The organism is Rhizobium leguminosarum (genome assembly GCF_002953715.1).
In the GTDB taxonomy this organism is placed as follows: domain Bacteria; phylum Pseudomonadota; class Alphaproteobacteria; order Rhizobiales; family Rhizobiaceae; genus Rhizobium; species Rhizobium leguminosarum_V.
The window spans coordinates 376,023-398,677 of the sequence record NZ_CP025014.1 but is presented as its reverse complement, the minus strand read 5'-3'; the positions used below and the strand labels follow the sequence as shown (position 1 = coordinate 398,677).

Here is a 22,655-nt window from a genome sequence, read left to right as displayed (position 1 = left end):
CGTGCTGCAGCAGCCGATCCGCCTGCATCTCGTCGGCCTTAGCTTCGGCGCTTAGCTGGTCTCGCCTGCACGCTCGCCTATGCGCTGGCTTCGCACCTGTCGCGCGATATCGCCAGGTGCATCGACAATGCAAACGACGAGTTCGGGGCGATGGAGGCGAACGGTCCGCAGCACCTGACGGCGGGCCAGGCCGCCGAGGACAATACGAATGCCGTCTTCGCGCCGCAGGCCGGCAACGTCAACATCTTCCTGGCGGACAAGTACATCATCAAGACGGCGGCCTCGGATGCTCATAACAATGTCGCCAACGAGGATGTCGGACGGCTGCTGGCAAAGATCGTCGGCTGATCGCCTTTCGTAGATCGTCCACAAACGTCGCGCCGCGTCGGTCGCAGAATTGTCATTTTCAGGATGACATCAGCCCCGTTCTCTGCGAAAAAGAGCGCGATGAGAGACAGGGGCGTTCGTCGACAGACGGGCTGAGAAGCACCCTTCGAACCTGAACCGGATAATGCCGGCGGAGGGAGTCGCTCGGGGCCGCGGCATCGCCCGCACGAACCGCCCCGTGCCCGCCCCCGCCTGAAAGGGGCCATATGCAGACCAAGACCACACCCGGAGCGATGCTGAAGGCGATGCGCGAGAAGCCGCCGCTCGTTCAGTGCATCACCAATTACGTCGCCATGAACATTGCCGCAAATGTTCTGCTTGCATCAGGCGCCTCGCCCGCCATGGTGCATGCCGCGGAAGAAGCCGGCGAGTTCGCCGGGATCGCCAGTGCGCTGACCATCAATATCGGCACGCTGTCGACGCAATGGATCGACGGCATGCAAGCGGCTGCAAAGGCGGCGACATCCGCCGGCAAACCCTGGGTGCTCGATCCGGTCGCCCATTATGCGACGGCCTTCCGCCGCAACGCGGTTGCCGATCTCCTGGCCTTACGTCCGACCATCATCCGCGGCAACGCTTCCGAGATCATCGCGCTTGCCGGCGGAGAGAGCCGCGGCCAGGGGGTCGACAGCCGCGATCCGGTCGAACAGGCGGAAGGTTCGGCGCGATGGCTGGCTGAGCGGCAGCGGGCAGTCGTCGCCGTCACCGGCGCCGTGGATTTCGTCACCGACGGCGAGCGGGCCGTGCGCATCGAAGGCGGATCGGCCTTGATGCCGCAAGTCACCGCGCTTGGCTGCTCGCTCACCTGCCTCGTCGGCGCCTTTGCCGCGACGGCACCTGAAGACATTTTCGGCGCGACGGTTGCGGCACTTGCAACCTTCGCCATTGCCGGCGAGGAGGCGGCACTTGGGGCGGCCGGCCCCGGCTCCTTCTCCTGGCGCTTCCTCGATGCACTGGCCGCGCTCGACGCCGAAACGCTTGACGCCAGGGCAAGGATATCGGCGGCATGAAGGCTTTCGACCTTTCGCTCTACCTCGTCCTCGACCCCGATCTCTGCGCGGGGATCGGCATGGTCGAAACTGCGCGACTTGCCATTGCCGGCGGCGCCACCATGCTGCAACTGCGCGACAAACATGCCGGCACCATCGGGATGATCGAGACCGGCCGTGCCTTGAAGCAGGCATTGGATGGAACCGGCGCCCTCCTCATCGTCAACGACGATGTCGAGGCGGCAATCGCCATCGGCGCCGACGGGTTGCATATCGGCCAGGAGGACATGGATGCGATGAGAGCGCGGACGATGATCGGCCCCGACATGATCCTTGGCCTGTCGGTGGAGAGCGAGGCGCTTGCTAACGCGGTCGACCCTGATCTCATCGACTACACGGGCGTCGGGCCAGTGTTTGCGACACCGACCAAGGCCGACCACAAGCAGCCGATCGGCTTTGACGGCCTTGCAAGGCTGGTGAAGGCCTCGCCAGTGCCGTCCGTCGCCATCGGCGGGCTCAAGGCGGATCATGTCGCCCAAGTGTTCGCCGCGGGCGCTCGGGGGCTCGCCGTCGTTTCCGCCATTTGCGGCACGCCCGACCCCGAAGCGGCCACGCGCCGCATCGCCGCAGAAATTCGAAAGGTGCGCGCATGATCCGCAACGTTCTCTCGATCGCCGGCTCCGATCCCTCGGGCGGCGCCGGCATCCAGGCCGATCTCAAGGCCTTTTCCGCCCGCGGCGTCTACGGCATGGCGGTGCTGACCGCGCTGACGGCGCAGAACACGCAAGGGGTGAGCGGTGTGCATCTGGTGCCGCCGCAATTCGTCGCCGACCAGATCAATGCCGTCTTTGCCGATGTCCGCGTCGATGCCGTCAAGATCGGCATGATCGCCAATGCCGGCATCGCCGATGCCGTTGCCGGTGCGCTGTCTGACCACCGCGACATTCCGATCGTCATCGATCCGGTCATGATCGCCAAGGGTGGAGCCGCCCTGCTTGCGCCTGAAGCGGTCGATGTGCTGACCCACCGGCTGCTGCCGCTTGCCACACTTCTAACCCCGAACCTGCCCGAAGCCGCCGCCCTGCTGCACCAGCCGGTCGCGACAAACCGGGCTGACATGGCGGCGCAGGCCGAGCGCCTGCGGGCGCTTGGCCCGGTCGCGGTGCTGGTCAAGGGCGGACATCTCGACAGCGACGAGAGCCCTGACGTGCTTGCCACTGCCGCCGGCCTGCACTGTTTTGAGGCCAGACGCGTGCGGACCAAGAACACCCACGGCACCGGCTGCACGCTCTCCAGCGCGCTGGCGGCCGAGCTCGCCAAGGGCGCCTCGGCGCAAGAGGCCGTCGCCATCGCCAAGGATTATCTCGCCGGCGCAGTCGCGGCTGCCGGACACCTAAGCGTTGGCTCCGGCCACGGCCCGGTGCAGCATTTTCATGCGCTTTGGAAAGACAGCGAATAGGCGCTCGTTCCATCAATATTCCGCCAATCGAAACGGCCCGGCCTTCCCGGGCCGTTTTTGCGTTCGGCACCTACTTTGCGTTGAAACCCTGGGGACAGCGGCGGGTCGCGCCTTTGGCCGTTTGAAAAACCTTGTTGACAAGCCCGGCCAGATGGCCAAGTCTATGACACTAAAAGGGGATATGTTCCGCAATAACGGAATAACTGGAGGAGTGACAGGTGCCAGACCTGCTTGTGAGCCTATATTCCACTGAGCTCGCCGACCTGAAACGCAAAGCCAACGATGTCGGCGCCTCCATCCGTCCGGCCCTCCCCCCGGAACTGCATCTCGTCGTCAGCTGGGCTCGCGAACGGTTCAGCGAGAACTGGGCAAGCGAAGTCGCGGTCGCCTTCTCCCGGCAGCCGGTTGCCTGCCTGATCGCCGTCGACGGCGGCAAGCTCCTGGGCTTTGCCTGCTATGACACGACGGCGCGCGGCTTCTTCGGCCCGACCGGCGTCGATCCCGACGCCCGCGGCAAGGGCATCGGACTCGCCCTCTTTTCCGCCTGCCTTCAGACCATGAAGACGCTCGGCCACGCCTATGCCTTCATCGGCGATGCCGGGCCGGTCGAATTCTACGCCAGGACCGCAGGCGCAACCATCATCCCCGCCCCCGATAAGGGCATTTACGAAGGCATGCTGAGAAGCACGCCGAAATGATCATCTGATACCGGAGCTACAGAATTGTCCTCGACCCCGCTCGCCCTTTTCGTCGGCCTTCCGAATCCCACTATTTCGGATGACGAATTCGCCCTCTTTCGCGAAACCAATCCGCTCGGCCTGTTCGTCGGCCGGCGCAATCAGCGCGAGCCGGAGCAGACAAGGCGCCTGATCGAGCGCTTCCGCGAAGCCGTCGGGCGCGACGACGCGCCTATCTTCACCGACCAGGAAGGCGGCCGCGTTCAGCATCTCGATGCCGGCCCCTGGCCGCTCTTCCGCAGTTTCGGCCAGTTCGCCGAACTTGCACTCCGCGATTTCGATCTCGGCAAAAAAGCACTACGCCTTTCCTCCCAGGCCATGGGCGCGATGATGACGGAACTCGGCCTTTCCAGCGGATGCTCGCCCGTTCTCGACCTCGTCTTCGAGACGACGAGCGCGGTCATCGGCGCCCGCTCCTTCGGCCCTGATCCCGATTTCATCGCTGCCCTCGGCCGCGAGGTGGTCGATGGCCTGCTCGAGACCGGCAACATGCCTGTTATCAAGCACATTCCCGGCCATGGCCGTGCGACGCTCGACTCCCACAAGGAGCGTCCGGTGGTCAATGCCAGCCGCGAGACGCTCACCGCAACCGACTTCAAGCCCTTCGTGGCACTGAAGGATACGCCCTGGGCAATGGTCGCCCATGTCGTCTACTCGGCCTATGACGCCGAGCTGCCGGCGTCCGTCTCGCCTGTTATGCACGACGTGATCCGCAACGACATGGGCTATGACGGCGTGCTGATATCAGACTGCATCTTCATGGAGTCGCTCTCCGGCACCTTGCCGGAACGCGTCAAACAGGTGCTCGACGCAGGCTTCGACATCGCGCTCCACAGCCATGGCGACATCCCGGAAAGCGAAGCCGCCGCCAAGGCCGCCCGCCCGCTGACGGAAGCTGCCCTGCAGCGGATCGCTGCCGGTAGCGCCCGCCTCGGCAATCTCAAGATCGATGTCCGCGCCGCCCATGCGCAAGTCGAAGACATGTTTGCAAGCGCGCTGGTCTCCTGACCGGCACCTCATCTCTCACCGCATAAGAAAAGGGGAATAAAACATGAAAAAATATCTTCTTGCCACCGCACTAACGTTGCTTTCGGGTTCTGCCATGGCGCAGACGGTCCTCACAGTGAATATCGAACCGGCAACGACCTGGGTTCGCAACTTCAACCCGTTCAACCAGACCTCGTCGCGCCAGTCCACGCTCGACTTCATCTACGAGCCGCTGGTCGTCTTCAATCGCTTCGACAGCAACAAGCCGGTCTATCGCCTGGCCGAAAGCTTCAAGCTCTCCGACGACCTGAAGAGCATCGATTTCAAGCTGCGGCCGAACCTGAAATGGTCGGACGGCAAGCCGCTGACAGCAGCCGACGTCAAGTTCACCTATGATTACCTGAAGAAGTTCCCGGCGCTCGATTTCGTCAGCATCTGGACCTTCATCACCGATGTCCAGGCCGTCGACGGCCAGACGGTGCGCTTCACGCTCGCCAATCCGAGCTCGCTTGCGGCCGAGCAGATCTCGCAGCTGCCGATCGTTCCCGAACATGTCTGGAAGGATGTCGCCGATCCGGTCACCTTCGCCAACGAGACCCCGGTTGGCAGCGGTCCGCTGACGGAGGTGCCGCGCTTCACCGGCCAGACCTACGACCAGTGCCGCAACCCTAACTACTGGGATAACGAGCACCTGAAGGTCGATTGCATGCGCTTCCCGCAGCTTGCCGACAACAACCAGATGCTGACCGCAACGGCCGACGGCACGCTCGACTGGGGCGTCTCCTTCATTCCCGATATCGATAATGTCTATGTTTCCAAGGATCCGGCGCATTTCCACTACTGGTATTCGCCAAGCAGCATGGTCGCCTTCCTGTTCAACCTGGAAACGGCGAACGAGAACAACAAGAAGGCCTTCAACGATCTGAAGTTCCGCCGGGCTGTCTCGATGGCGCTCGACCGCAAGACAATGATCGATGTCGCCGGCTACGGCTATCCGACGCTGAACGAAGACCCCGGACTGATGGGCGAGCTCTACAAGAGCTGGGCGGACCCGTCCGTCAAGGCCGACTTCGGCAAATTCGCAACCTATGATGCGGATGCCGCCAAGGCCCTGCTCGACGAGGCGGGCTACAAGGACAAGGACGGCGACGGTTTCCGCGACAATCCCGACGGCACCAAGATCTCCTTCTCGATCATCGTCCCGAGCGCCTGGACGGACTGGATCGACACCGTCAACCTCGCCGTCGAAGGCATGCAGGCGGTCGGCATCGACGCCAAGATCGAAACGCCGGAGGAAGCTGTCTGGACCGGCAACCTCATCAACGGCACCTTCGATGCGGCGATCAACAGCCTGCCGGCATCGGCTTCGCCCTATTACCCCTATAAGCGCGCTTTCAGCGCCTCGGACAAGGGCAAGACCCGCTTCACCGCGCAGCGCTGGTTCAACCCGGAGGTCGAAAAACTCGTCACCGAGTTCACCCAGACCGCCGATCTTGCCAAGCAGAAAGAAGCGATGAACAAGGCGCAACGCATCGTCGCCGAAAACATGCCTGTGATTCCGGTGTTCAACAATCCGAACTGGTATCAGTACAACACCAAGCGCTTCACCGGCTGGTCGACCAAGGAAAACCCCTTCGTCAATCCGTCGATCTCGCGGACCAATCCGGCACGCCTGCTGAACCTCCTGGCCCTCGAGCCGGTCAAGTAAGCATCGCAATCCTCGGGAGCGGCGTAAAGCGCCGCTTCCGTCACGACGGAGTTCCCATGGCTTTCCTGCTTCGCCGCCTCGTCTTCTACATGGCAGCCTTCATCGCGGCAGCGACGATCAATTTCTTCCTGCCCCGTCTGATGCCGGGCGATCCCGTGCAGATCATGTTCTCCAGCGCCGGCACCGAATTGCCGCCGGAAAGCCTGCAGGCGCTGAAACTCACCTTCGGCTTCGTCGACGGTCCGCTCTGGCAACAGTACCTCACCTATCTCGGCAGCATCTTCACCGGCGATCTCGGCCGCTCGATCAAATATTTTCCGCTGCCGGTCGCGTCGGTGCTCGGCCATGCCCTCGTCTGGACCGTCGGCCTGATGGGCACGGCGACGATCGTCAGCTTCGCGCTCGGCACCTTCCTCGGCATCGTCGCCGCCTGGCGCCGCGGCAGCAAGTTCGATGTCGTCGTCTCCGTCGGCGCGATCTTCGCCACCTCGGTGCCGGCCGTCGTCACCTCGCTGATCGTGCTCTTCATCTTCGGCTTCACGCTCGGCTGGTTTCCGAACGGTTATGCCGCCGACCCATCGCTCGATCCGGCCTTCAGCCTGCAATATATGGGCAGCCTCGCCTATCACGGCATCCTGCCGATGGTGACGCTCTGCACCGTGCTGATCGGCGGCTTCACCGTCACCATGCGCAACAACATGATCAACCTGCTCGGCGAGGACTATATCGTCATGGCTCGCGCCAAGGGCCTTTCCGACCGGCATGTGATGCTCTGGTACGCGGCACGCAACGCCCTGCTGCCGACCGTCTCCAGCCTTGCCATCGCCATCGGCACCATCCTCGGCGGCTCGCTGGTGACGGAGGTCGTTTATAACTATCCCGGCCTCGGCAATATTCTCTACCAGGCGATCCTCGCCCGCGACTATCCCGTCATCCAGGGCCAGCTCCTCATCATGACCGCAACCATGCTGATCGCCAATTTTATCGTCGACGTCAGCTATGTCATGCTCGACCCGCGGCTGAAGGGAGCGTGAGATGAAGACCCTGCTTCAAAACCGCAAGGCGCTGATCGGCCTCGTCTTCATCGCTTTTATCGTCCTCGTCGCGATCGCAGCGCCCCTCCTGACGCAGTACGATCCCGCCGCCCGCACCGGGCGGCCGCATCAAGCGCCGTCACTCGACCATATCCTCGGCACCACGCGCATCGGCCAGGATGTCTTTGCCCGGCTGATCTACGGTGCCCGCACCTCGCTTGCCGTCGGCTTCGGCGCCGGCCTCCTGATCACCCTCGTCGGCACCGCGCTCGGCATCATCTCCGGCTATCGCGGCGGCAAGACCGACGAGGTCATCAGCTTCTTCACCAATATGGTGCTGGTCGTTCCGAACCTGCCGCTGCTGCTGGTACTTGCCGCCTTCATCGGCCAGGCAAGCCCCCTCGTCATCGCCCTCATTCTCGGCGCCACCTCCTGGGCCTGGGGCGCACGCGTCACCCGTGCCGAAACGCTCTCCGTCAAGCAGAAGGATTTCGTGAAATCGGCCGAGATGATGGGTGAGCCGCAATGGCGCATCATGACATTCGAGATCTTTCCCAACGTGATTTCAATCGTCGGCATCAATTTCATCGGCAGCGTCATCTTTGCGATCATCACCGAGGCGACGCTCGAATTCCTCGGCCTCGGCGATCCGAGAGCGATCTCCTGGGGCACCATGCTCTACAATGCGCAGAAGGCCTCAGCCCTTTCGGTCGGCGCCTGGTGGGATATTCTCACCCCCTGCTTCGCGCTCGCCTTCCTCGGTATCGGCATGTCGCTCTTGAACTTCGCCGTCGACGAGATCGCCAATCCGCGGCTGCGCACCGGCAATCATCTGAAGCGCTGGTCCCTGCTCGTCCGTTCCGGGGAGGGCCGCCTGTGACGCAGCCGCTGCTTTCGGTGAGGAACCTCACCATCGACTATATCGGCGAGGAGAAGGATTTTCGCGCCGTCAACGATGTCAGCTTCGACGTCGCGCCCGGCGAGGTCTTCGGCCTTGCCGGCGAATCCGGCTGCGGCAAGAGCACCATCGCGTTTGCCATCAGCCGCCTGCACAAGCCGCCGGCGCTGATCCGCAAGGAGAGCCGCATCCTGCTCGACGGCCGCGACGTGCTCGGCCTCGACCGGCAGGCGCTCAGCGCCTTCCGCTGGCGCGAGGTTGCCATGGTGTTCCAGAGCGCCATGAACTCGCTCAACCCGGTGCTGCGCATCGAGGCGCAATTCAACGACATGCTGCGCACCCACAAGGGCATGAGCCGTGCGGAAGCCCGCGAGCGCACCGCCGAGATGCTGACGCTCGTCGACATCGCGCCGGATCGCATGCGCGACTATCCGCACCAGTTTTCCGGCGGCATGCGCCAGCGCATCGTCATCGCCATCTGCATGGCGCTCGATCCGAAGCTCGTCGTCATGGACGAGCCGACGACGGCGCTCGACGTCGTCGTCCAGCGCGAAATCCTGCAGCGCATCAACGAATTGCGCCGCAGCTTCGGCTTCTCCGTGCTGTTCATCACCCATGATCTCGGCCTGATGGTGCAGTTTTGCGACCGCATCGGCATCATGCTTGCCGGCCGGCTGGTGGAGCAGAACACGGCCGAGGCGATCTACAGGACGCCAAAGCACGACTACACGAAGAAGCTCTGGGCCTCCTTCCCCTCGCTGCATGGAGGAGTGCTGCTATGACCGACGCCATTCTCGCACTCGACCAGGTGACGAAGACCTTCGGCCATGGCTCCGGGGCCGTGCATGCGGCGCGCGCCATCTCTTTTTCGCTGCATGCCGGCCGGGCGCTGGCGTTGGTCGGCGAATCCGGCAGCGGCAAGACCACCTGCGCCCGCATGGCGATGCGCGAATATCTGCCGACATCGGGCCGGATTCTCTACAAGGGCCGGCCTGTCGAGGCGGCGAAATCCGCCGAGATCGCCCGCTACCGCCGCTCGGTGCAGATGATCTTCCAGGACCCCTTTGCCTCGCTGAACCCCGCCCACACCATCGCCCATCATCTCAGGCGGCCGCTGAAGCTGCACCGCCCGGAGATCAAGGGGGCCGAGATCGACGTTGCGGTCCGCGAACTGCTGCAGCGCGTCAGGCTCGATCCCGATCTCGTCGCGCCGAAATATCCGCATGAACTCTCCGGCGGCCAGCGCCAGCGCGTCAACATCGCTCGCGCCTTGGCCGTCAAGCCGGAGGTCATCGTCGCCGACGAACCGACCTCGATGCTCGACGTCTCGGTGCGCCTCGGCGTGCTGAACCTCCTGAACGAGATGAAGCGGGAGCTGAATCTCGGCCTGCTCTACATCACCCATGATATCGCCACCGCCCGTTACGTCGCGGAAGATATCGCCGTGATGTATGCCGGCCAGATCGTCGAATGGGGCAGCGTCGCCAAGGTGATCGACAATCCGCTGCATCCCTATACCCGGCTGCTGCTCTCGGCCGTGCCCGATCCGGATGTCCGCTTCGACGACCCGAAGGCCCGGCTGAGGCCCGACGAGGTGGAGGACATCCGCCGCCGTTCGGCCGTGCCGCAGGACGACATCGTCGAATTCGAGCCGGATCATTTCATGCGGATGATCTGAGGCCGGCTTGCTGGCCTCATCTAGCGCCCTATGCTAGGGGACGGTCTCTTTCATATGAGGCAAAACCGTCATGCTGCCCTGGATCCAGCTCGATTCCGCGACCATTCCCGGCGAAAACGGCGAATTGCGGCTGAAGCAGCGCGGCAGCGAGTTCTCGATCATGCTTGGCGCCAACGAGCTGATGAACAGCCGCCTCAGCGGCTCGGAGGAAGCGCTGGCGACCCTTTCCTGGGATCGGATCAAGGCGCACCCGAAGCCAAGGATCCTGATCGGCGGGCTCGGCATGGGCTTTACCTTGCGCGCCGCTCTCGCCGTCCTTCCCGAAGATGCCGGCGTCACCGTCGCCGAACTGGTGCCGGCCGTGATCGCCTGGGCACGCGGGCCGATGGCCGAGGTCTTCCAGGGCTGTCTCGACGATCCGCGCGTCGGCATCCATCAGGGCGACGTCGGCGAGGCGATCCGTTCCGGTAAAGGCGCCTATGACGCGATCCTGCTCGATGTCGACAACGGCCCTGATGGCCTGACCCGCAAATCCAACGACCGGCTCTACGATTTCGCCGGCCTTCGCGCCGCCGGCGACGCATTGCGCCCCGGCGGCGTGCTCGCCGTCTGGTCGTCCGGTCCGGACCCCGATTTCACCCGGCGTCTCAAGGGCAGCGGTTTTGCCGTCGATGTGGTCAACACGCGCGCCAACGGCAAACGCGGCGGCGCCCGCCACATCATCTGGCTCGCCGTCAAGCCGGTGAAATGACGTTCAAGCCGAAGCGATCCTGCGGGCGGCATTGATGGCGCGGCGGGCGCCGGAGCGCAGCTGCGCTGTCTCGGCACCGGCAATGACCAGATCGAAGCCGAATTTCAGCAGCTCGCCGGCCCGCTCGCCGTCACCGGCGAAGGCGCAGGCGAATTTGCCGTGGGCGCGGCAGCGCGAAACCGCATGCTGCATGGCGCTGTCGATCTCGGCGGCGTTCGGCGCCACCTGGTCGCCGTTTGACAGTGCGATCGAAAGGTCGGAGGGACCGATGAAGATGCCATCGAGGCCGGCAACGCCGAGAATGTCGTCGATCGCCTCGAGTGCCGCCCGGGTCTCTACCATGGCGATGGCGACGGTGAGCGCGTTGGCGTTTTTCAGATAATCATCGGCCGACAGGCCGGTATGGTTGAGTGCCAGCGACGGTCCCCAGCTGCGGTGACCAAGAGGCGGGTATTTCGTGGTCTTGACGAAGGCTTGCGCGTCTTCGGCCGAATTGATCATCGGCGCGATGATGCCGGAGGCGCCGGCATCGAGCAGGCGCGAGGCGGAAGCGAAATCACCGACCGGTATGCGCGCCAGCGCTGGCTTGCCGGCAAGGCGCACCTGGGCGACGGCGTTCGCTGCCGAGGGCATGTCCCACATGCCGTGCTGCATATCCAGCACGATGGTGTCGAAGGCCTCCTGCGCCAGGTGATTGGCGAGCGTGGCGTCGGGAATACCGATCCAGGCAGAGATCATGCCGCCCCCGTGATGCCTGATCCGGTCCGCAAAGCCGTCGATTTCAGCTGCGCTCATGCCATTCTCCTCAATTCGACAGGCCGCCAGCGGCCAGATATTTCACCTCGAGGAACTCTTGAATGTCGAATTCCTCAAAGCCATGCACGGATTGCCGGCTCATCCCTTCCGGCGAAGCCGTGAAATAATGACCGTCACGGTGATCCCCGCCGCAGCCATGATGCCTCCCCAGAGAACCCAGATGCTTTGGTTGATCATGAAACTGGATGACGGATAGGGAAAATAGCCGCTTCCCTGTGCGATCCAGATCAGTCCCAAGAGGATCATGAGCAGTCCAACGACGTATCCGACGGTTCGCGACATGCTTCGGCCCTTCCCTATGAATCGATGCCACAATGTCGATCGGCGTCGGTCATGACAAGGCTTCTCTCCCGAGCGCGAACATATTCCGGATGCGATGACGCGCTGGCCTCGGTCCGAATGTCATGTCCTGCCGACTTCATCCACCAGCCAGGTGCTGAGCCTCTCGCTATCAACATTTGCCGATCGCGGCGGTATCAGCCAATAACCGCGGTCCCAGGCCTCGAGCGGCGGCCCGGCTTCCACCAGCATATGTGTGGAGAGAAGCGTATCGACCAGCCCCATCCAGCCGATCGCCACGCCCTGTTCGCTGAGCGCGGCCTGGACGACCAGCGAGTAGGTGTTGAAGCTGATATCGCCGCGGCCGGCATGGAGATCGCGAGTAACGGAGAATTCGGCAAGATAACTTCGCCAGTCGAACCAGGGCGATGGCGTCGGCGAATCGAGGTGGATCAGGATCGCCTTGGCAAGAAGCTGCGGATCGTCGAATGGGCCGTTGCGATCGAGAAAGCCTCGCGTGCAGACGGGCACGACCTTTTCCTGCAGCAGAAGCGATCCGATGGCGCCGAATTCCACCTTTGTGCCGAAAACCACCACCACATCTGCGTCGTCACGAAAGCCGGGTTCAAGCCTTTGGGTCGCGACGATCTGTATATCCGTTTCGGGGTGAAGCAGGCGAAAGCCGTGCATGCGCGGGATGAGCCAAAGCGCTGAAAAGGCATAGTCGGTCCTCAGTCTGACGACCGGCCTTTGAGCCTCAGTGCGGAAACTGCGCGCCAGGGCATCGATGTCACCAACCGTCTTGGCGGCGACCTTGAAAAGCCGTTCGCCCTCCGCGGTCAACTCGACGCCGCGATGCTTCCGGCGCAGCAGGGCGACGCCGAACTGCTCTTCCAACCGCCGAATCTGATAGCTGACGGCAGGCTGCGTAAGGCCGAGAACTGCCGCCGCAGCCGAAAAGCTGCCGAGCCTTGCGACCTCCGCGAAGATGCGCATCCATCCCAGCTCAGGCCGGCGGTCTGGCATAAAAATTCCTTTTGGCAGCCATCGAAAAAAGCCAGCTTTACAGGCACTATGATACTGGCTTTGATAAGATCTGCAAATAGCACTCGGCGACGTCCCTCATCGGACCTTCCCCGGCATCTGACACCACAGGAGACAATTTCGCATGGCGCGTCCGAATATCCTCGTCCTGATGGTCGATCAGTTGAATGGGACTTTCTTTCCAGATGGGCCTGCCGAGTTTCTGCATGCGCCGCATCTGAAATCACTGGCGGAGCGTTCCGTGCGTTTCACCAACGCCTATACGGCAAGCCCGCTCTGCGCACCGGCGCGGGCCTCCTTCATGTCCGGACAATTGCCGAGCCGAACCCGCGTCTATGACAATGCGGCGGAATTTGCCTCTGATATTCCGACCTATGCGCATCATCTGCGCGCTGCCGGATACCAGACAGCGCTTTCCGGCAAGATGCATTTCGTCGGCCCCGACCAGTTGCATGGCTTCGAGGAGCGCCTGACGACGGACATCTACCCGGCCGACTTCGGCTGGACGCCCGACTATAGCAAGCCCGGCGAGCGCATAGACTGGTGGTATCACAATCTGGGTTCGGTCACCGGCGCCGGCGTTGCCGAGATCACCAACCAGATGGAGTATGACGACGAGGTCGCCTATCACGCCGTCCGCAAGCTGTTCGATCTGTCACGCGGCCATGACGAGCGCCCCTGGTGCCTGACCGTCAGCTTCACCCATCCGCACGACCCCTATGTCGCGCGCCGCAAATTCTGGGACCTCTATGAGGACTGCCCGGCGCTTGACCCGGCGGTTGCGCCGATTGCCTTCGAGCGGCAGGACCCGCACTCGCAGCGTCTGATGAAAGCCTGCGACCACGACGCTTTCGACATCAGCGATGAGCAGATCAGGCGTGCAAGGCGCGGCTATTTCGCCAATATCTCCTATGTCGACGAGAAGATCGGCGACATTCTCGGCGTCCTGGAACGGAGCCGCATGGCTGAAAACACGATCATCCTCTTTGCCTCCGACCATGGCGACATGCTCGGCGATCGCGGCCTCTGGTTCAAGATGAACTTCTTCGAAGGATCGGCCCGCGTTCCGCTGATGATCGCGGCACCCGGCTGGAAGCCCAGGCGGATCGACCAGCCTGTCTCCACTCTTGACGTGACGCCGACTCTTGCCGGTCTTGCCGGGATCGATATCGCCTCGCTGAAGCCGTGGACCGAGGGCGAGGATCTGGCTGCGCTTGCCGAAGGCACCGGCGGCCGCAGCCCGGTGCCGATGGAATATGCCGCGGAGGGTTCCGAGGCGCCGCTCGTCTGTATCCGAGACGGACGATACAAGCTCTCGCTCTGCGAGAAGGACCCGCCGATGCTGTTTAATCTCGAGGCCGATCCGCAGGAGCTCGACAATCTGGCGGCCGACCCGGCGCATGCCGAGATCTTGGTAAGGCTTGTCGAACAGGCCGGCCGGCGCTGGAACCTTTCCGATTTCGATGCAGCCGTGCGCGAAAGCCAGGCGCGCCGCTGGGTGGTCTATGCGGCACTACGCAACGGGGCCTATTATCCATGGGACTACCAGCCGCTGCAGAAAGCCTCGGAGCGCTATATGCGCAACCACATGGATCTGAACGTGCTGGAGGAAAACCAAAGGTTCCCGCGCTAGAACAGGATGTCGTCCGAAAACCGCGCACACTTTTCGGCATCATGCTCTAGGAATGAACGAGAGGTGTTTCTGATTTAAGCCGTCCTGCGCGCCGGCGCCTCGCGCAGGAAATCCTCGATGAACGTCTTCTGCAGCAGGATGCCGTCCCATTCGTCAGGGAAGAAGGGCGAGTCGTAGATCAGCGTGAAGGGACCGTCGTAACCCGCCCTCTCGCACATCTCCAGGCACGTGCGGTAATCGTCGGCATCGAGGCCGGCAACGCCGTAATCGGCCTTGGCATGGCAGATTTCCGCCCGGCCCATGATGTCGGCGAGGCCCTCATATTTGGCTGGCGCCGCCCAGTTGCCGAGGTCGCCATTGAGGCCGACCTTGCCGTCCAGCCGGTCCAGCAGCCAGTTCATCTCGACCGGCGACGGCAGCAGGTCGAACCAGTTCTCGACGACGACACGCACGCCGCTGCCTGCCGCCTTTCCGGCCAGCCAGTTCAGATGATGGGCGGCGCGGGTAAGGTTTTCCTCCGTCGGCTTCTGCTTGCCGGCTATGACGCGCATCCTCTGCGCTCCGAGGGCTGCGGCGATGTCGATCCACTCCGCCATCCATTTGACGTCGCGTTCGGCCGACTCCGGATGGCTCGGATCACCGTCTTCGACAAGCAGCGTCTGGAACAGCACGTTCGAGGCCGCCATCGCCTCGCGCAATTCGCCTATATAGGCGGCGTCGAGGCTCGGCAGATGGAAGGAACAGACCTCCAGCCGGTTGACGCCGCGTGCCGAGAGCGCCGCCGACACGTCGATCAGCGCCGCGGCACCGGGGCCATAGGGCTCTTTCGGCGCAGCACTTTTGCCGGGATCGGGACTATAGGCATAAACGGCGCCAAGCAGCCGATGCAGCGACCATGTCGAAACCGCGAAACGTCCGTTTTGCAAAACCTGCACTTGCTTTCCTCCGGGATCTCCTCATGCCATCAATGGCAACTAAATCCCGGCGGTTCAATTGCCAATTCAGGCAAAATCGTCGCGGATGACCGGCTCGGCGGCAAGGGCAATCCCCAGCAGCGCCTCATCGCGATGGGCGGTGGCCGAAAGCAGCAGGCCGACCGGCATGCCAGCCTCACCGCTGCCGCAGGGAATGGAAACGCCGCACCAGTCGAGGAAATTGCCGAGCGCAGTGTTGCGCAACGTCTTGTTGTTCGTCGCGAAGAACAGCTCGTCATCCTGCTCCAGCGGTCCGATCGGCGGAGCGACATGGGCAACGGTGGGAAAGGCGAGCAGCCGGTCGCCGACCAGGCGCTCGACATCGGCGATCAGGCGGCTGCGCGCCTCGAGGATTGCCAGGTAATCGGGCAGCGTCGTCTTGCTTCCGAGCCGAGTGCGCATGACGACACGGTGGTCCATACTGTCCGCGTCCGGTCCGGCCAAGCGTTCGCGGTGAAGCGCGAAAGCCTCCGCCGTCACCAGCGGACCATATTTCGTCATCAGATCGAATATCTCGTCGAAGGCGGGAATGACGGTGCGGGCAACATGCGCGCCGGCCTTTTGAAGACGTTCCAAAGCTGCCTCGAACGCGGCGACGACGCCCGCTTCCGCTCCGTCGAAGACGACGTTTTCAGGCACGATGAGTTCCAGCCCTTGCAGGGGACGCGTGGCGACATCAGGCGCCGTCAAGCCGCGCATCGCCGCATCGATCCAGACCGCGTCTCTAACGTTGCGGCAGAGCGGTCCCAACGAATCCAGGCTCTTTGCCAACGGATAGACGCCTGCCATCGCGTGGCGGCCGCGCGTCGCCTTGTAGCCGACGATACCGTTGAAGGCGGCGGGAATACGCACCGAGCCGCCGGTATCGGTGCCCATGGCGACCGGAACCAACCCGGCCGCGACGACGACACCAGCACCCGAGGACGAGCCGCCCGGAATGCGCGGGAGATCGGCGCCTCGCGGATTTACCGGCGTGCCGTAATGCGGATTGATGCCGAGGCCGGAAAAGGCGAATTCGCTCATATTGGTGCGTCCGACGGCGACCATGCCCGCCTGCCTGAGCAAAGCGACGACGGCCGCATCGCGCTTGGCCGGCATCTCCTTTGCCAGAACGACGGAACCCGCTGTCGTCGGCAGGCCTTCAATGTCGAAAAGATCCTTCCAGGCGATCGGAATGCCGTCCAGCAATCCAAGCGAGCGCCCTTCCCGCAGACGTCGCGAAGAGGCACGCGCCTCCGCCATCGCCCGGCTTTCGAGCAGGGTCGTGAAGACCGCCTTGTCGGCATAATTCGCGATGGACTCGAAGATCGCCTCGGCCACCTCGGTCGGATCGGCCGCGCCAGCTTGAATGAGGGCGGAAAGTTGCGCGACCGACATCGCGCCGAAGGATTTGCTCATGGGACTATCCAGAAGAAAGATGTTCCTCTCTGGACTACCCCGGATCATTCCGGTGAACCAGAGCTTCACGATATTTTGCATTTATTGGTACGATTTTTTGAACACTGAGTTTGAATATCGCCCCTTCAATTGCCACGATCGAAGACACACATGCTGCTCGCATGCGGACGCGGTTCGGCACGAGGGTGAGAGTTTGCTCTAGAGAGACCGGCGCCGCATGTGTTGCAGGAGTAATTGAAATGACAGATTGTGAAACTTTAAGCCGTCGCCAGGATATGGTGACCCTCCATGTAAAAGAGGATGAAACCGCCGGTTTAGGCGAGCGCGATTACGTGGACCGTGTCAGCGCCCAGAAACTTTCGACCTTCGAGCGCATTGTCGTGGTCGGAGCGCTGGTTCTCTTGAGCTTTGCGGGTTTTGCCGCCTATTCTTCCGGCAATACGGACCCGATGACGACATCGGCCATTGCCGCCCCCGCCGGCGATAACACGCCGCCGCATCCGGCTTACGGCCATTGCCGCGACAGCAGCCCCTACGCTGAAAGGGTCTGCTAACAGGAAAGCTAGCTCGCCGGGCATGGAGACCTTGGCCCGGGCTGCGTCGACAGCAGGAAAAGGGAAAAGGACCATGGCCGGTGAAATCGATTATAATCTCGATCGATTCATCGATGCCCAGAACGGCGTCTATGAACAGGCGCTCTCAGAGCTGAAAGCGGGACGCAAGACGTCCCATTGGATGTGGTTCATCTTCCCGCAGATCGCCGGTCTCGGCACGTCGGTGATGGCCGAAAAATATGCGATCCGCTCGGCCGAGGAAGCAACCGCCTATCTCGCCGATCCCATTCTCTCAGGCCGGCTGCTGCGCTGCGTCGAGGCGATCCTGTCTGTTGGCGGCAGATCGGCGCACGAAATCCTGGGCTCACCCGACGACCTCAAGCTGCGCTCGTCGATGACCTTGTTTGCCGCGATCAGCGATCACGGTTCGCCCTTCCACCGGGTGATCGAGCATTTCTATCAGGGAAAATTCGACGAACGGACGATGGAAATCCTCAGTGTCAGCACGGGATGATTTTAGGCCAGGCCGGCCTGAAATCCGAACCCGTTCCCAAATGAAACAGTTAGCGGCCCGGCCTGCTCTCCAGCGTGGCGATTTCCTCGGAGATCTCGCTCAACCGCTCACGCAGATCGCTGTCGGTGCCATCATCGACCTCTTCCTCGCCGAAGCAATAGCGCGCGTCATGAAGCTCCAGCTTGGCTTCGAGCTCGGCGCGTTTGTCATATAGGCGCTTGAGATAGACGTAGTTCATCTCCCTGCCTCCACATCGCCCCGGTGATGGGAAAACGGCATGGAAGCGGTAAGGTTCCCCCGAAAGAGGCGGTCAGGCGAAAGAAGCTATCGCCGCGTGGCAGGCCTTGGCGAAATGACCGCAGCAGCCGGCAGCGCCCATGGCCTGGCGGCTGACGCGCGCGCCTTCGAGCAGCAGCGTCAACGTATCGGCAAGAAGCTGGGGTTCGCGCGCGCCGGCCGCCGAACAGAGCGCGGCCAAGCGATCACGCTGTTCGGCCTTGTGCCGCTCGATCATTTCGTGGGCGGGATGGCCCTCGCCCTTCAGCTCGATGGCGGCATTGGCGAGATCGCAACCGGCGGGCTCGCCGTTCAGACATTGCGCCCGCAGCTCCACCCAGGCGTCCAGCTGGGCGCGCGGATTGCCGGGATAGGCTGCTTCCAGATCGCGCCAGATGGTACCCGCCTTTTCGGAGGCGCGGCGCAGCGTTTCGCAGACGAGTTCGTCCTTTGAGCCGAAATGCCGGTAGAGCGTCATCTTGTTGGTCAGAGCCGCGTCGGCAATGGCGTCGACGCCGATGCCACGGATGCCACGCTCGCGGAAAAGCTCCGACGCGGTCGAGACGATACGTTCCCGCGGCGGGATGCGATCTTCTGGAACGGCGGCGGAGATTTCATTCGAAGTTTCTGATTTTTTTGCGGACGTAGTCCTTGACATCAATGTGACCGATCGGTAACAAATGCATTGTTACTTACCGGTAACACCGCGAAACGCGAAAGTCAATGCCGAGGGCATGACAGCGGGAAGTGGAACACGGGCGACCGCCCACGAAAGGAGGACAACCATGACAAAGACCAGAGACGATCTCACGATATCCGAAGCCCTTCGCGACCCCCTGATTGCCATGGTGTTGCGCGCCGACGGCGTGAAGCTTGAAGACTTCAAGCAACTCCTGGAGACGGCCGCCCGCAAACGCGAACCGCGCTCGACTTCGGTGGGCAATTTGATCGGAGCACTCGCAAACCGCGCCAATCTGCCGGCTATGCCCTGCTTCGGCTGAACAAGCCGCCTGAATAGCTTGGGGATCTCTCCCTGCCCCCGTCAAGGGCTGCCGTCACAACCAGACGGCGGCCCTTGCCGCTTTAGAGGATCTGTTCCAAGCCCTCGCGGAGCACGCTCACGGCCGTCGCCGCAACCCGAATTTCCCCTCATTGTCGGCGCGTTGCCCTGGCTGATTATTGGAAAACGGAGCCTGCTCACCTGGTCGGCCCAATTGGCCTACATGCCGCTGTCGCATTCACCCGACACTATCAACCCGCAAAATATTGCGATTTGCCACAGCAACGGCTATGCCATAGTAATGTAACATGATCGCAGTTTTCATGAGGTGCGTGGAATTGGACGGAAAGACATCATCCGCAGTTTACTCCGAAGATCAGGGCGTTGCCGACGAAGCCGCCGGCAAGGGTGCGCGTCGCGCGCGCGTCAGCGGCATCGACCGGGCGCTTCAGGTGATCGACCATCTTTACGAGACCGGATCGCCCGCCGGCGTCTATGCGATCGCCAAGGCGGTGAAGGCGCCGCTGTCGACCGTTTACGTCATCGTCGACGATCTCGTCGAGAAGAACATGCTGACGCGTCAGGCGGACGGCTCGATCTGGCTCGGCGCGCGGCTCTACCATTACGGCCTTGCCTATGCACGGTCGCTGGATTTCATGAGCATCGCCACCCATGAGATGCACGATCTCTGCCGCCAGGCCGGCGAAACCGTGCAGGTCTGCGGTCGCGATGGCGACTATATGCTGGTACTGGCCATGGCTGACGGCCCGAGCCACTTCCAGGTGGCCTCCCGTGTGGGCACCCGGGTGCCGCTGAACTGGACGGCCTCCGGTCGCCTGCTCGTCGGCCACCTGGCCGAGCAGGAGCGCATCGAACTGTTCAAGCGCTGCGCCCGCTCTTCACCGACCGGCCGCGCCGAGATCGATCCCGGCACGCTGTCGGAAGCCGCCGGCAAGGCCTTTGAATCGCGTCTGTCGATCCAGGCGGGGGAATCCGATTATGCGGTTGCCTGCATCGCCTCGCCGATCTGCGATCGCGACAGCCAGTGCATCGCCACCATTTCCATCGTGCTGCCAGAACAGAAGGCCTTTTCCGACGAGAACCACTATACGGCCCATGTGCGCAGTTCAGCGGAACGGATCGAAAAGCTGATGGGCTGGCGCAACCGCTGAGCCTTGCGCTCTTCAGCGGATCCTACCTGTAGGAATAGCCGTGGCTGTGGCGCACGAGCTTGCGCGCCCGCGGCAGATAGCGGCTGGCGGCAAAGGCATCAGCGCCCATCACGGCATAGCGCGGCTCGAACAGCTTGTTGAGGACCGAGACGTCGCCGTTGGAATCCGTCGCCTCAAGGTCGGAATCGACGAGATCGAAAATGGTGAATTCCGCTTGCGAGCCGACCGAAAGCCGGTTCTCCATCGACAGCTTGATGACGGATGCCGGCGCATGGGTCACAGCTTCCACCACCTTGTCGAAAGGCATGCCGACGCTGAGCAGCTTCGACATCGTCGTCGCCAGGTCCCAGACCGGGAAGTTCATCGAATGGCCGTGCAGGTCCGTCGAGATCGAGAACGGCAGAAGCCCGCGCGCGATCGCCGCCTCGGCGACCTTGAAGGAGAACGAGGCGCCGCCATGACCGATGTCGAGACGGATGCCCTCGGAGGCGCAGCGCTCCGCGAGATTGAAGAGGTCCTCGTCTTCCATGATGCTCGACCCGGCCTTGCCGTTGAAGCAGTGGGTGACGACGTCGCCGGGTCCGAGGATCTCCAGCACTTCGTCATAGAGCGCTGGCGGCTCGCCGACATGCACCATCATCGGCACTTTCAAAATCTTGGCGATCTTCTTGCCGAGCTTAACCGGCGTGACGCCCCAGGACCCGGTGATGACATGGCTGGCGCGCACCTTGATGCCGACGATGTGCTCGCTGTTTTCGGCATAGACTTCAAGAATGCGGTCGAGATCGATATCGCGGATATCCCGCAATTCCGCGACGCGGTTGCAGGCGACGAGGCCGATCGAGCCGAGATTCAGGAAAGCCTTGATGCGCTCGCGCGAAGGCTCGATGATATATTCCCGGAAGCCGTGGAAATTCGCCTCACCGGCCGAACCGGCATCGACCAGCGTGGTGACGCCGCGCTCGACGCCGCATTCGGAGGGGCGGATGGAAATGTCAGTGCCGCCATGCCAGATATGCACATGCAGGTCGACCCAGCCCGGCGAAATGAAGGCGCCCTTGCCGTCGATGCGCGTCACATCCTGCGAGACCGCAAGCGACGGACCGATCTCGGCGATCCTGCCGTCGGCATCGACAAGAATGTCGATTGCCCCCTCGGATGCGCCCGCACCGAAAGCGATCGGTTTGACATTGGTGAGGAGAAGCGGCTTCTTCGCCTGGTCGCCGGACATGACATGCATTCCTTTCGAAGTCTCGGACCGGGATCGCTCCTCCGTCATCCGTCTGCGGGTCGCTATGAAAGAGTAATGGGGAGGCTAGAGATGGCACCGCACTGCGGAAATTCCATAATTATGATACATAAGGCTTTATAAAAGAATAAAGCCGAGGACGACGCTGTCAAGAAAAATGACGCGGTCGTCGTCACTGAGAAACCTAAGCGGTGCGCTCCTTCCGAAGCGCGCCTGTTTCGAAGATCCGACAAATTCCTGTTTGTTTTCAATCGCGAAGAATAGAATAGTCAAGCCGTTCCAGGTGATCCGGATCGGCGATAGCGTCGATCGCGGCGATCCTGCCGTCGGCGATTGTCAGCGCCACCACGACACGGAGATGGCCCCCGATCTCCACGACGAATCCGAGTTCGCCGTCGACGATGGCGATTTCTGCCGCCTGCGCCCGCCCCTTGAAGGCTTCAGCCACGTGAGCTGCGCCGCGCATTTCGCCGATGGTGCCGAAGCGCGCTGCCGTCGCATCCGGCCGTAAGACGACGTCAGGGGCAAGCACCGCGATCAAGCCCTCCAGATCGCCGTTGCGCGACGCCGTCAGAAAGGCCTCGGCGATCGTCCGCTTGCGACCGAGATCGACATCAGGCGCTTCGTCCAAACCCTGCACCCGGCGGCGGGCGCGGCTCGCGAGCTGGCGGGCAGCCGCGGATGAGCGGCCGATGATTGGCGCGATCTCGTCGAAGGGCAGATCGAACATGTCATGCAGCACGAAGGCGACACGTTCGGCGGGCGCCAGCGTCTGCAGCACGACGAGCAGCGCCAGACCGACCGAATCGGCAAAGGCGGCTTCGCGCTCGGGATCGTTCGCCGGATCGGCGATCCCTCCGTGGACCGGCGCCTCCAGCGGCTCCTCGCGCCGGGTCTTGCGGGCGCGCAGCATGTCGAGGCAGATGCGCGCCACCACCGTCGTCAGCCAGCCGCCGAGATTGCCGACCCCTGTCGTGTCCGTGCGGCTGAGCCGCAACCAGGCCTCCTGAACGGCATCCTCCGCCTCGCTGCGCGAGCCGAGCATGCGATAGGCTGCGGCCCTCAGATTCGCTCTGTTCGCCTCGAACTCATCGGCCAGCCATTTTTTCTCGTCCATT

Annotated in this window: 26 protein-coding genes and 1 riboswitch; of the genes, 17 read left to right on the top strand and 9 right to left on the bottom strand. The window is 62.7% G+C overall.

The window, feature by feature from the left end; all coding sequences use genetic code 11:
- Positions 1–150: 150 nt before the first annotated feature.
- The 12 genes from CUJ84_RS38980 (at position 151) to CUJ84_RS31380 (ending at position 10,628) form a co-directional block, all read left to right on the top strand.
- Positions 151–348 carry a hypothetical protein gene (locus tag CUJ84_RS38980; RefSeq protein WP_245457604.1) on the top strand — a complete coding sequence of 66 codons (198 nt, stop codon included), beginning with the start codon at positions 151–153 and terminating at the stop codon, positions 346–348.
- A 98-nt stretch (positions 349–446) separates the two neighbouring features.
- A riboswitch (TPP riboswitch) is annotated at positions 447–543 on the top strand.
- A 50-nt stretch (positions 544–593) separates the two neighbouring features.
- A complete protein-coding gene (gene thiM, locus CUJ84_RS31430) occupies positions 594–1,397 on the top strand; it encodes a hydroxyethylthiazole kinase (protein WP_012763240.1) in 804 nt (267 codons plus the stop codon).
- Entirely contained in the window at positions 1,394–2,029 is a 636-nt protein-coding gene (thiE, locus tag CUJ84_RS31425) for a thiamine phosphate synthase (RefSeq protein WP_105009503.1), read from the top strand. The genes thiM and thiE overlap by 4 nt, the downstream gene beginning before the upstream one ends.
- Entirely contained in the window at positions 2,026–2,835 is an 810-nt protein-coding gene (thiD, locus tag CUJ84_RS31420; protein WP_105009502.1) for a bifunctional hydroxymethylpyrimidine kinase/phosphomethylpyrimidine kinase, read from the top strand. Before thiE ends, thiD begins: the two co-directional genes overlap by 4 nt.
- A gap of 218 nt (positions 2,836–3,053) precedes the next feature.
- Positions 3,054–3,533 (top strand): GNAT family N-acetyltransferase, encoded by a 480-nt coding sequence (locus tag CUJ84_RS31415; protein WP_105009501.1) that lies wholly within the window; start codon positions 3,054–3,056, stop codon positions 3,531–3,533.
- Between the two features lie 24 nt (positions 3,534–3,557).
- Complete coding sequence (locus tag CUJ84_RS31410) at positions 3,558–4,580, top strand: glycoside hydrolase family 3 N-terminal domain-containing protein (protein ID WP_105009500.1); 1,023 nt, start codon at positions 3,558–3,560, stop codon at positions 4,578–4,580.
- 43 nt (positions 4,581–4,623) lie between these two features.
- Entirely contained in the window at positions 4,624–6,267 is a 1,644-nt protein-coding gene (locus CUJ84_RS31405; protein ID WP_105009499.1) for an ABC transporter substrate-binding protein, read from the top strand.
- Between the two features lie 56 nt (positions 6,268–6,323).
- A complete protein-coding gene (locus tag CUJ84_RS31400) occupies positions 6,324–7,301 on the top strand; it encodes an ABC transporter permease (protein ID WP_105009498.1) in 978 nt (325 codons plus the stop codon).
- Between the two features lies 1 nt (position 7,302).
- Entirely contained in the window at positions 7,303–8,181 is an 879-nt protein-coding gene (locus tag CUJ84_RS31395; RefSeq protein ID WP_105009497.1) for an ABC transporter permease, read from the top strand.
- A complete protein-coding gene (locus tag CUJ84_RS31390) occupies positions 8,178–8,981 on the top strand; it encodes an ABC transporter ATP-binding protein (RefSeq protein WP_105009496.1) in 804 nt (267 codons plus the stop codon). Before CUJ84_RS31395 ends, CUJ84_RS31390 begins: the two co-directional genes overlap by 4 nt.
- The gene (locus CUJ84_RS31385) at positions 8,978–9,877 is read left to right on the top strand and encodes an ABC transporter ATP-binding protein (protein WP_105009495.1); all 900 of its coding nucleotides are present in this window, start codon (positions 8,978–8,980) and stop codon (positions 9,875–9,877) included. The genes CUJ84_RS31390 and CUJ84_RS31385 overlap by 4 nt, the downstream gene beginning before the upstream one ends.
- Positions 9,878–9,947: 70 nt before the next feature.
- Positions 9,948–10,628, top strand: coding sequence for a spermidine synthase (locus tag CUJ84_RS31380; RefSeq protein ID WP_105009494.1), 681 nt, complete (start codon positions 9,948–9,950; stop codon positions 10,626–10,628).
- Between the two features lie 3 nt (positions 10,629–10,631).
- On the opposite strand, the gene CUJ84_RS31375 is transcribed toward CUJ84_RS31380, so the two are convergent.
- From CUJ84_RS31375 to CUJ84_RS31365, 3 genes are all read right to left on the bottom strand, one after another.
- On the bottom strand, positions 10,632–11,423 hold the full coding sequence (locus CUJ84_RS31375; protein WP_105009493.1) for an HpcH/HpaI aldolase family protein: 792 nt from the start codon (positions 11,421–11,423) through the stop codon (positions 10,632–10,634).
- A 99-nt stretch (positions 11,424–11,522) separates the two neighbouring features.
- On the bottom strand, positions 11,523–11,726 hold the full coding sequence (locus CUJ84_RS31370; RefSeq protein ID WP_105009492.1) for a hypothetical protein: 204 nt from the start codon (positions 11,724–11,726) through the stop codon (positions 11,523–11,525).
- A gap of 120 nt (positions 11,727–11,846) precedes the next feature.
- Entirely contained in the window at positions 11,847–12,749 is a 903-nt protein-coding gene (locus CUJ84_RS31365; protein ID WP_105009491.1) for a choline sulfate utilization transcriptional regulator, read from the bottom strand.
- A 142-nt stretch (positions 12,750–12,891) separates the two neighbouring features.
- On the opposite strand from CUJ84_RS31365, the gene betC reads away from it, so the two are divergent.
- Complete coding sequence (gene betC / locus CUJ84_RS31360; protein ID WP_105009490.1) at positions 12,892–14,400, top strand: choline-sulfatase; 1,509 nt, start codon at positions 12,892–12,894, stop codon at positions 14,398–14,400.
- Between the two features lie 74 nt (positions 14,401–14,474).
- Here the strand turns inward: betC and CUJ84_RS31355 are convergent, their stop codons facing one another.
- Together CUJ84_RS31355 and CUJ84_RS31350 are read right to left on the bottom strand one after the other, a co-directional pair.
- A complete protein-coding gene (locus CUJ84_RS31355; RefSeq protein ID WP_105009489.1) occupies positions 14,475–15,335 on the bottom strand; it encodes a sugar phosphate isomerase/epimerase family protein in 861 nt (286 codons plus the stop codon).
- Between the two features lie 66 nt (positions 15,336–15,401).
- Positions 15,402–16,772, bottom strand: coding sequence for an amidase (locus CUJ84_RS31350; protein WP_105009488.1), 1,371 nt, complete (start codon positions 16,770–16,772; stop codon positions 15,402–15,404).
- 275 nt (positions 16,773–17,047) lie between these two features.
- Here CUJ84_RS31350 and CUJ84_RS31345 point away from each other — a divergent pair, with 275 nt between their 5' ends.
- Together CUJ84_RS31345 and CUJ84_RS31340 are read left to right on the top strand one after the other, a co-directional pair.
- Positions 17,048–17,326: a hypothetical protein gene (locus tag CUJ84_RS31345; RefSeq protein ID WP_105009487.1), complete on the top strand. Its 279-nt coding sequence runs from the start codon at positions 17,048–17,050 to the stop codon at positions 17,324–17,326.
- A gap of 73 nt (positions 17,327–17,399) precedes the next feature.
- Positions 17,400–17,840, top strand: coding sequence for a DUF1810 domain-containing protein (locus CUJ84_RS31340; RefSeq protein ID WP_105009486.1), 441 nt, complete (start codon positions 17,400–17,402; stop codon positions 17,838–17,840).
- A 49-nt stretch (positions 17,841–17,889) separates the two neighbouring features.
- Here the strand turns inward: CUJ84_RS31340 and CUJ84_RS31335 are convergent, their stop codons facing one another.
- Positions 17,890–18,078 carry a hypothetical protein gene (locus tag CUJ84_RS31335; RefSeq protein WP_027687461.1) on the bottom strand — a complete coding sequence of 63 codons (189 nt, stop codon included), beginning with the start codon at positions 18,076–18,078 and terminating at the stop codon, positions 17,890–17,892.
- 72 nt (positions 18,079–18,150) lie between these two features.
- Entirely contained in the window at positions 18,151–18,774 is a 624-nt protein-coding gene (locus CUJ84_RS31330) for a TetR/AcrR family transcriptional regulator (protein ID WP_017968388.1), read from the bottom strand.
- Between the two features lie 127 nt (positions 18,775–18,901).
- Here CUJ84_RS31330 and CUJ84_RS31325 point away from each other — a divergent pair, with 127 nt between their 5' ends.
- Both CUJ84_RS31325 and CUJ84_RS31320 read left to right on the top strand, forming a co-directional pair.
- Positions 18,902–19,117, top strand: coding sequence for a hypothetical protein (locus CUJ84_RS31325; RefSeq protein WP_105009485.1), 216 nt, complete (start codon positions 18,902–18,904; stop codon positions 19,115–19,117).
- Between the two features lie 322 nt (positions 19,118–19,439).
- Positions 19,440–20,288 (top strand): IclR family transcriptional regulator, encoded by an 849-nt coding sequence (locus CUJ84_RS31320; RefSeq protein ID WP_105009664.1) that lies wholly within the window; start codon positions 19,440–19,442, stop codon positions 20,286–20,288.
- A gap of 22 nt (positions 20,289–20,310) precedes the next feature.
- Here CUJ84_RS31320 and CUJ84_RS31315 read toward each other — a convergent pair whose 3' ends face one another.
- Positions 20,311–21,519 carry an amidohydrolase/deacetylase family metallohydrolase gene (locus CUJ84_RS31315; protein WP_105009484.1) on the bottom strand — a complete coding sequence of 403 codons (1,209 nt, stop codon included), beginning with the start codon at positions 21,517–21,519 and terminating at the stop codon, positions 20,311–20,313.
- A gap of 265 nt (positions 21,520–21,784) precedes the next feature.
- Positions 21,785–22,654, bottom strand: a complete 870-nt coding sequence (locus CUJ84_RS31310) for a sigma-70 family RNA polymerase sigma factor (protein ID WP_105009483.1) — start codon at positions 22,652–22,654, stop codon at positions 21,785–21,787.
- Position 22,655: the final 1 nt, after the last annotated feature.

Bases quoted from the DNA above. Each gene is read 5' to 3' on its own strand.
- CUJ84_RS38980 (WP_245457604.1), top strand. From the start codon at position 151: ATGGAGGCGAACGGTCCGCAGCACCTGACGGCGGGCCAGGCCGCCGAG.
- thiM (WP_012763240.1), top strand. From the start codon at position 594: ATGCAGACCAAGACCACACCCGGAGCGATGCTGAAGGCGATGCGCGAG.
- thiE (WP_105009503.1), top strand. From the start codon at position 1,394: ATGAAGGCTTTCGACCTTTCGCTCTACCTCGTCCTCGACCCCGATCTC.
- thiD (WP_105009502.1), top strand. From the start codon at position 2,026: ATGATCCGCAACGTTCTCTCGATCGCCGGCTCCGATCCCTCGGGCGGC.
- CUJ84_RS31405 (WP_105009499.1), top strand. From the start codon at position 4,624: ATGAAAAAATATCTTCTTGCCACCGCACTAACGTTGCTTTCGGGTTCT.
- CUJ84_RS31400 (WP_105009498.1), top strand. From the start codon at position 6,324: ATGGCTTTCCTGCTTCGCCGCCTCGTCTTCTACATGGCAGCCTTCATC.
- CUJ84_RS31395 (WP_105009497.1), top strand. From the start codon at position 7,303: ATGAAGACCCTGCTTCAAAACCGCAAGGCGCTGATCGGCCTCGTCTTC.
- CUJ84_RS31385 (WP_105009495.1), top strand. From the start codon at position 8,978: ATGACCGACGCCATTCTCGCACTCGACCAGGTGACGAAGACCTTCGGC.
- CUJ84_RS31380 (WP_105009494.1), top strand. From the start codon at position 9,948: ATGCTGCCCTGGATCCAGCTCGATTCCGCGACCATTCCCGGCGAAAAC.
- CUJ84_RS31375 (WP_105009493.1), bottom strand. From the start codon at position 11,423: ATGAGCGCAGCTGAAATCGACGGCTTTGCGGACCGGATCAGGCATCAC.
- CUJ84_RS31370 (WP_105009492.1), bottom strand. From the start codon at position 11,726: ATGTCGCGAACCGTCGGATACGTCGTTGGACTGCTCATGATCCTCTTG.
- CUJ84_RS31365 (WP_105009491.1), bottom strand. From the start codon at position 12,749: ATGCCAGACCGCCGGCCTGAGCTGGGATGGATGCGCATCTTCGCGGAG.
- betC (WP_105009490.1), top strand. From the start codon at position 12,892: ATGGCGCGTCCGAATATCCTCGTCCTGATGGTCGATCAGTTGAATGGG.
- CUJ84_RS31350 (WP_105009488.1), bottom strand. From the start codon at position 16,772: ATGAGCAAATCCTTCGGCGCGATGTCGGTCGCGCAACTTTCCGCCCTC.
- CUJ84_RS31345 (WP_105009487.1), top strand. From the start codon at position 17,048: ATGGTGACCCTCCATGTAAAAGAGGATGAAACCGCCGGTTTAGGCGAG.
- CUJ84_RS31340 (WP_105009486.1), top strand. From the start codon at position 17,400: ATGGCCGGTGAAATCGATTATAATCTCGATCGATTCATCGATGCCCAG.
- CUJ84_RS31335 (WP_027687461.1), bottom strand. From the start codon at position 18,078: ATGAACTACGTCTATCTCAAGCGCCTATATGACAAACGCGCCGAGCTC.
- CUJ84_RS31330 (WP_017968388.1), bottom strand. From the start codon at position 18,774: ATGTCAAGGACTACGTCCGCAAAAAAATCAGAAACTTCGAATGAAATC.
- CUJ84_RS31325 (WP_105009485.1), top strand. From the start codon at position 18,902: ATGACAAAGACCAGAGACGATCTCACGATATCCGAAGCCCTTCGCGAC.
- CUJ84_RS31320 (WP_105009664.1), top strand. From the start codon at position 19,440: ATGAGGTGCGTGGAATTGGACGGAAAGACATCATCCGCAGTTTACTCC.
- CUJ84_RS31315 (WP_105009484.1), bottom strand. From the start codon at position 21,519: ATGTCCGGCGACCAGGCGAAGAAGCCGCTTCTCCTCACCAATGTCAAA.
- CUJ84_RS31310 (WP_105009483.1), bottom strand. From the start codon at position 22,654: ATGGACGAGAAAAAATGGCTGGCCGATGAGTTCGAGGCGAACAGAGCG.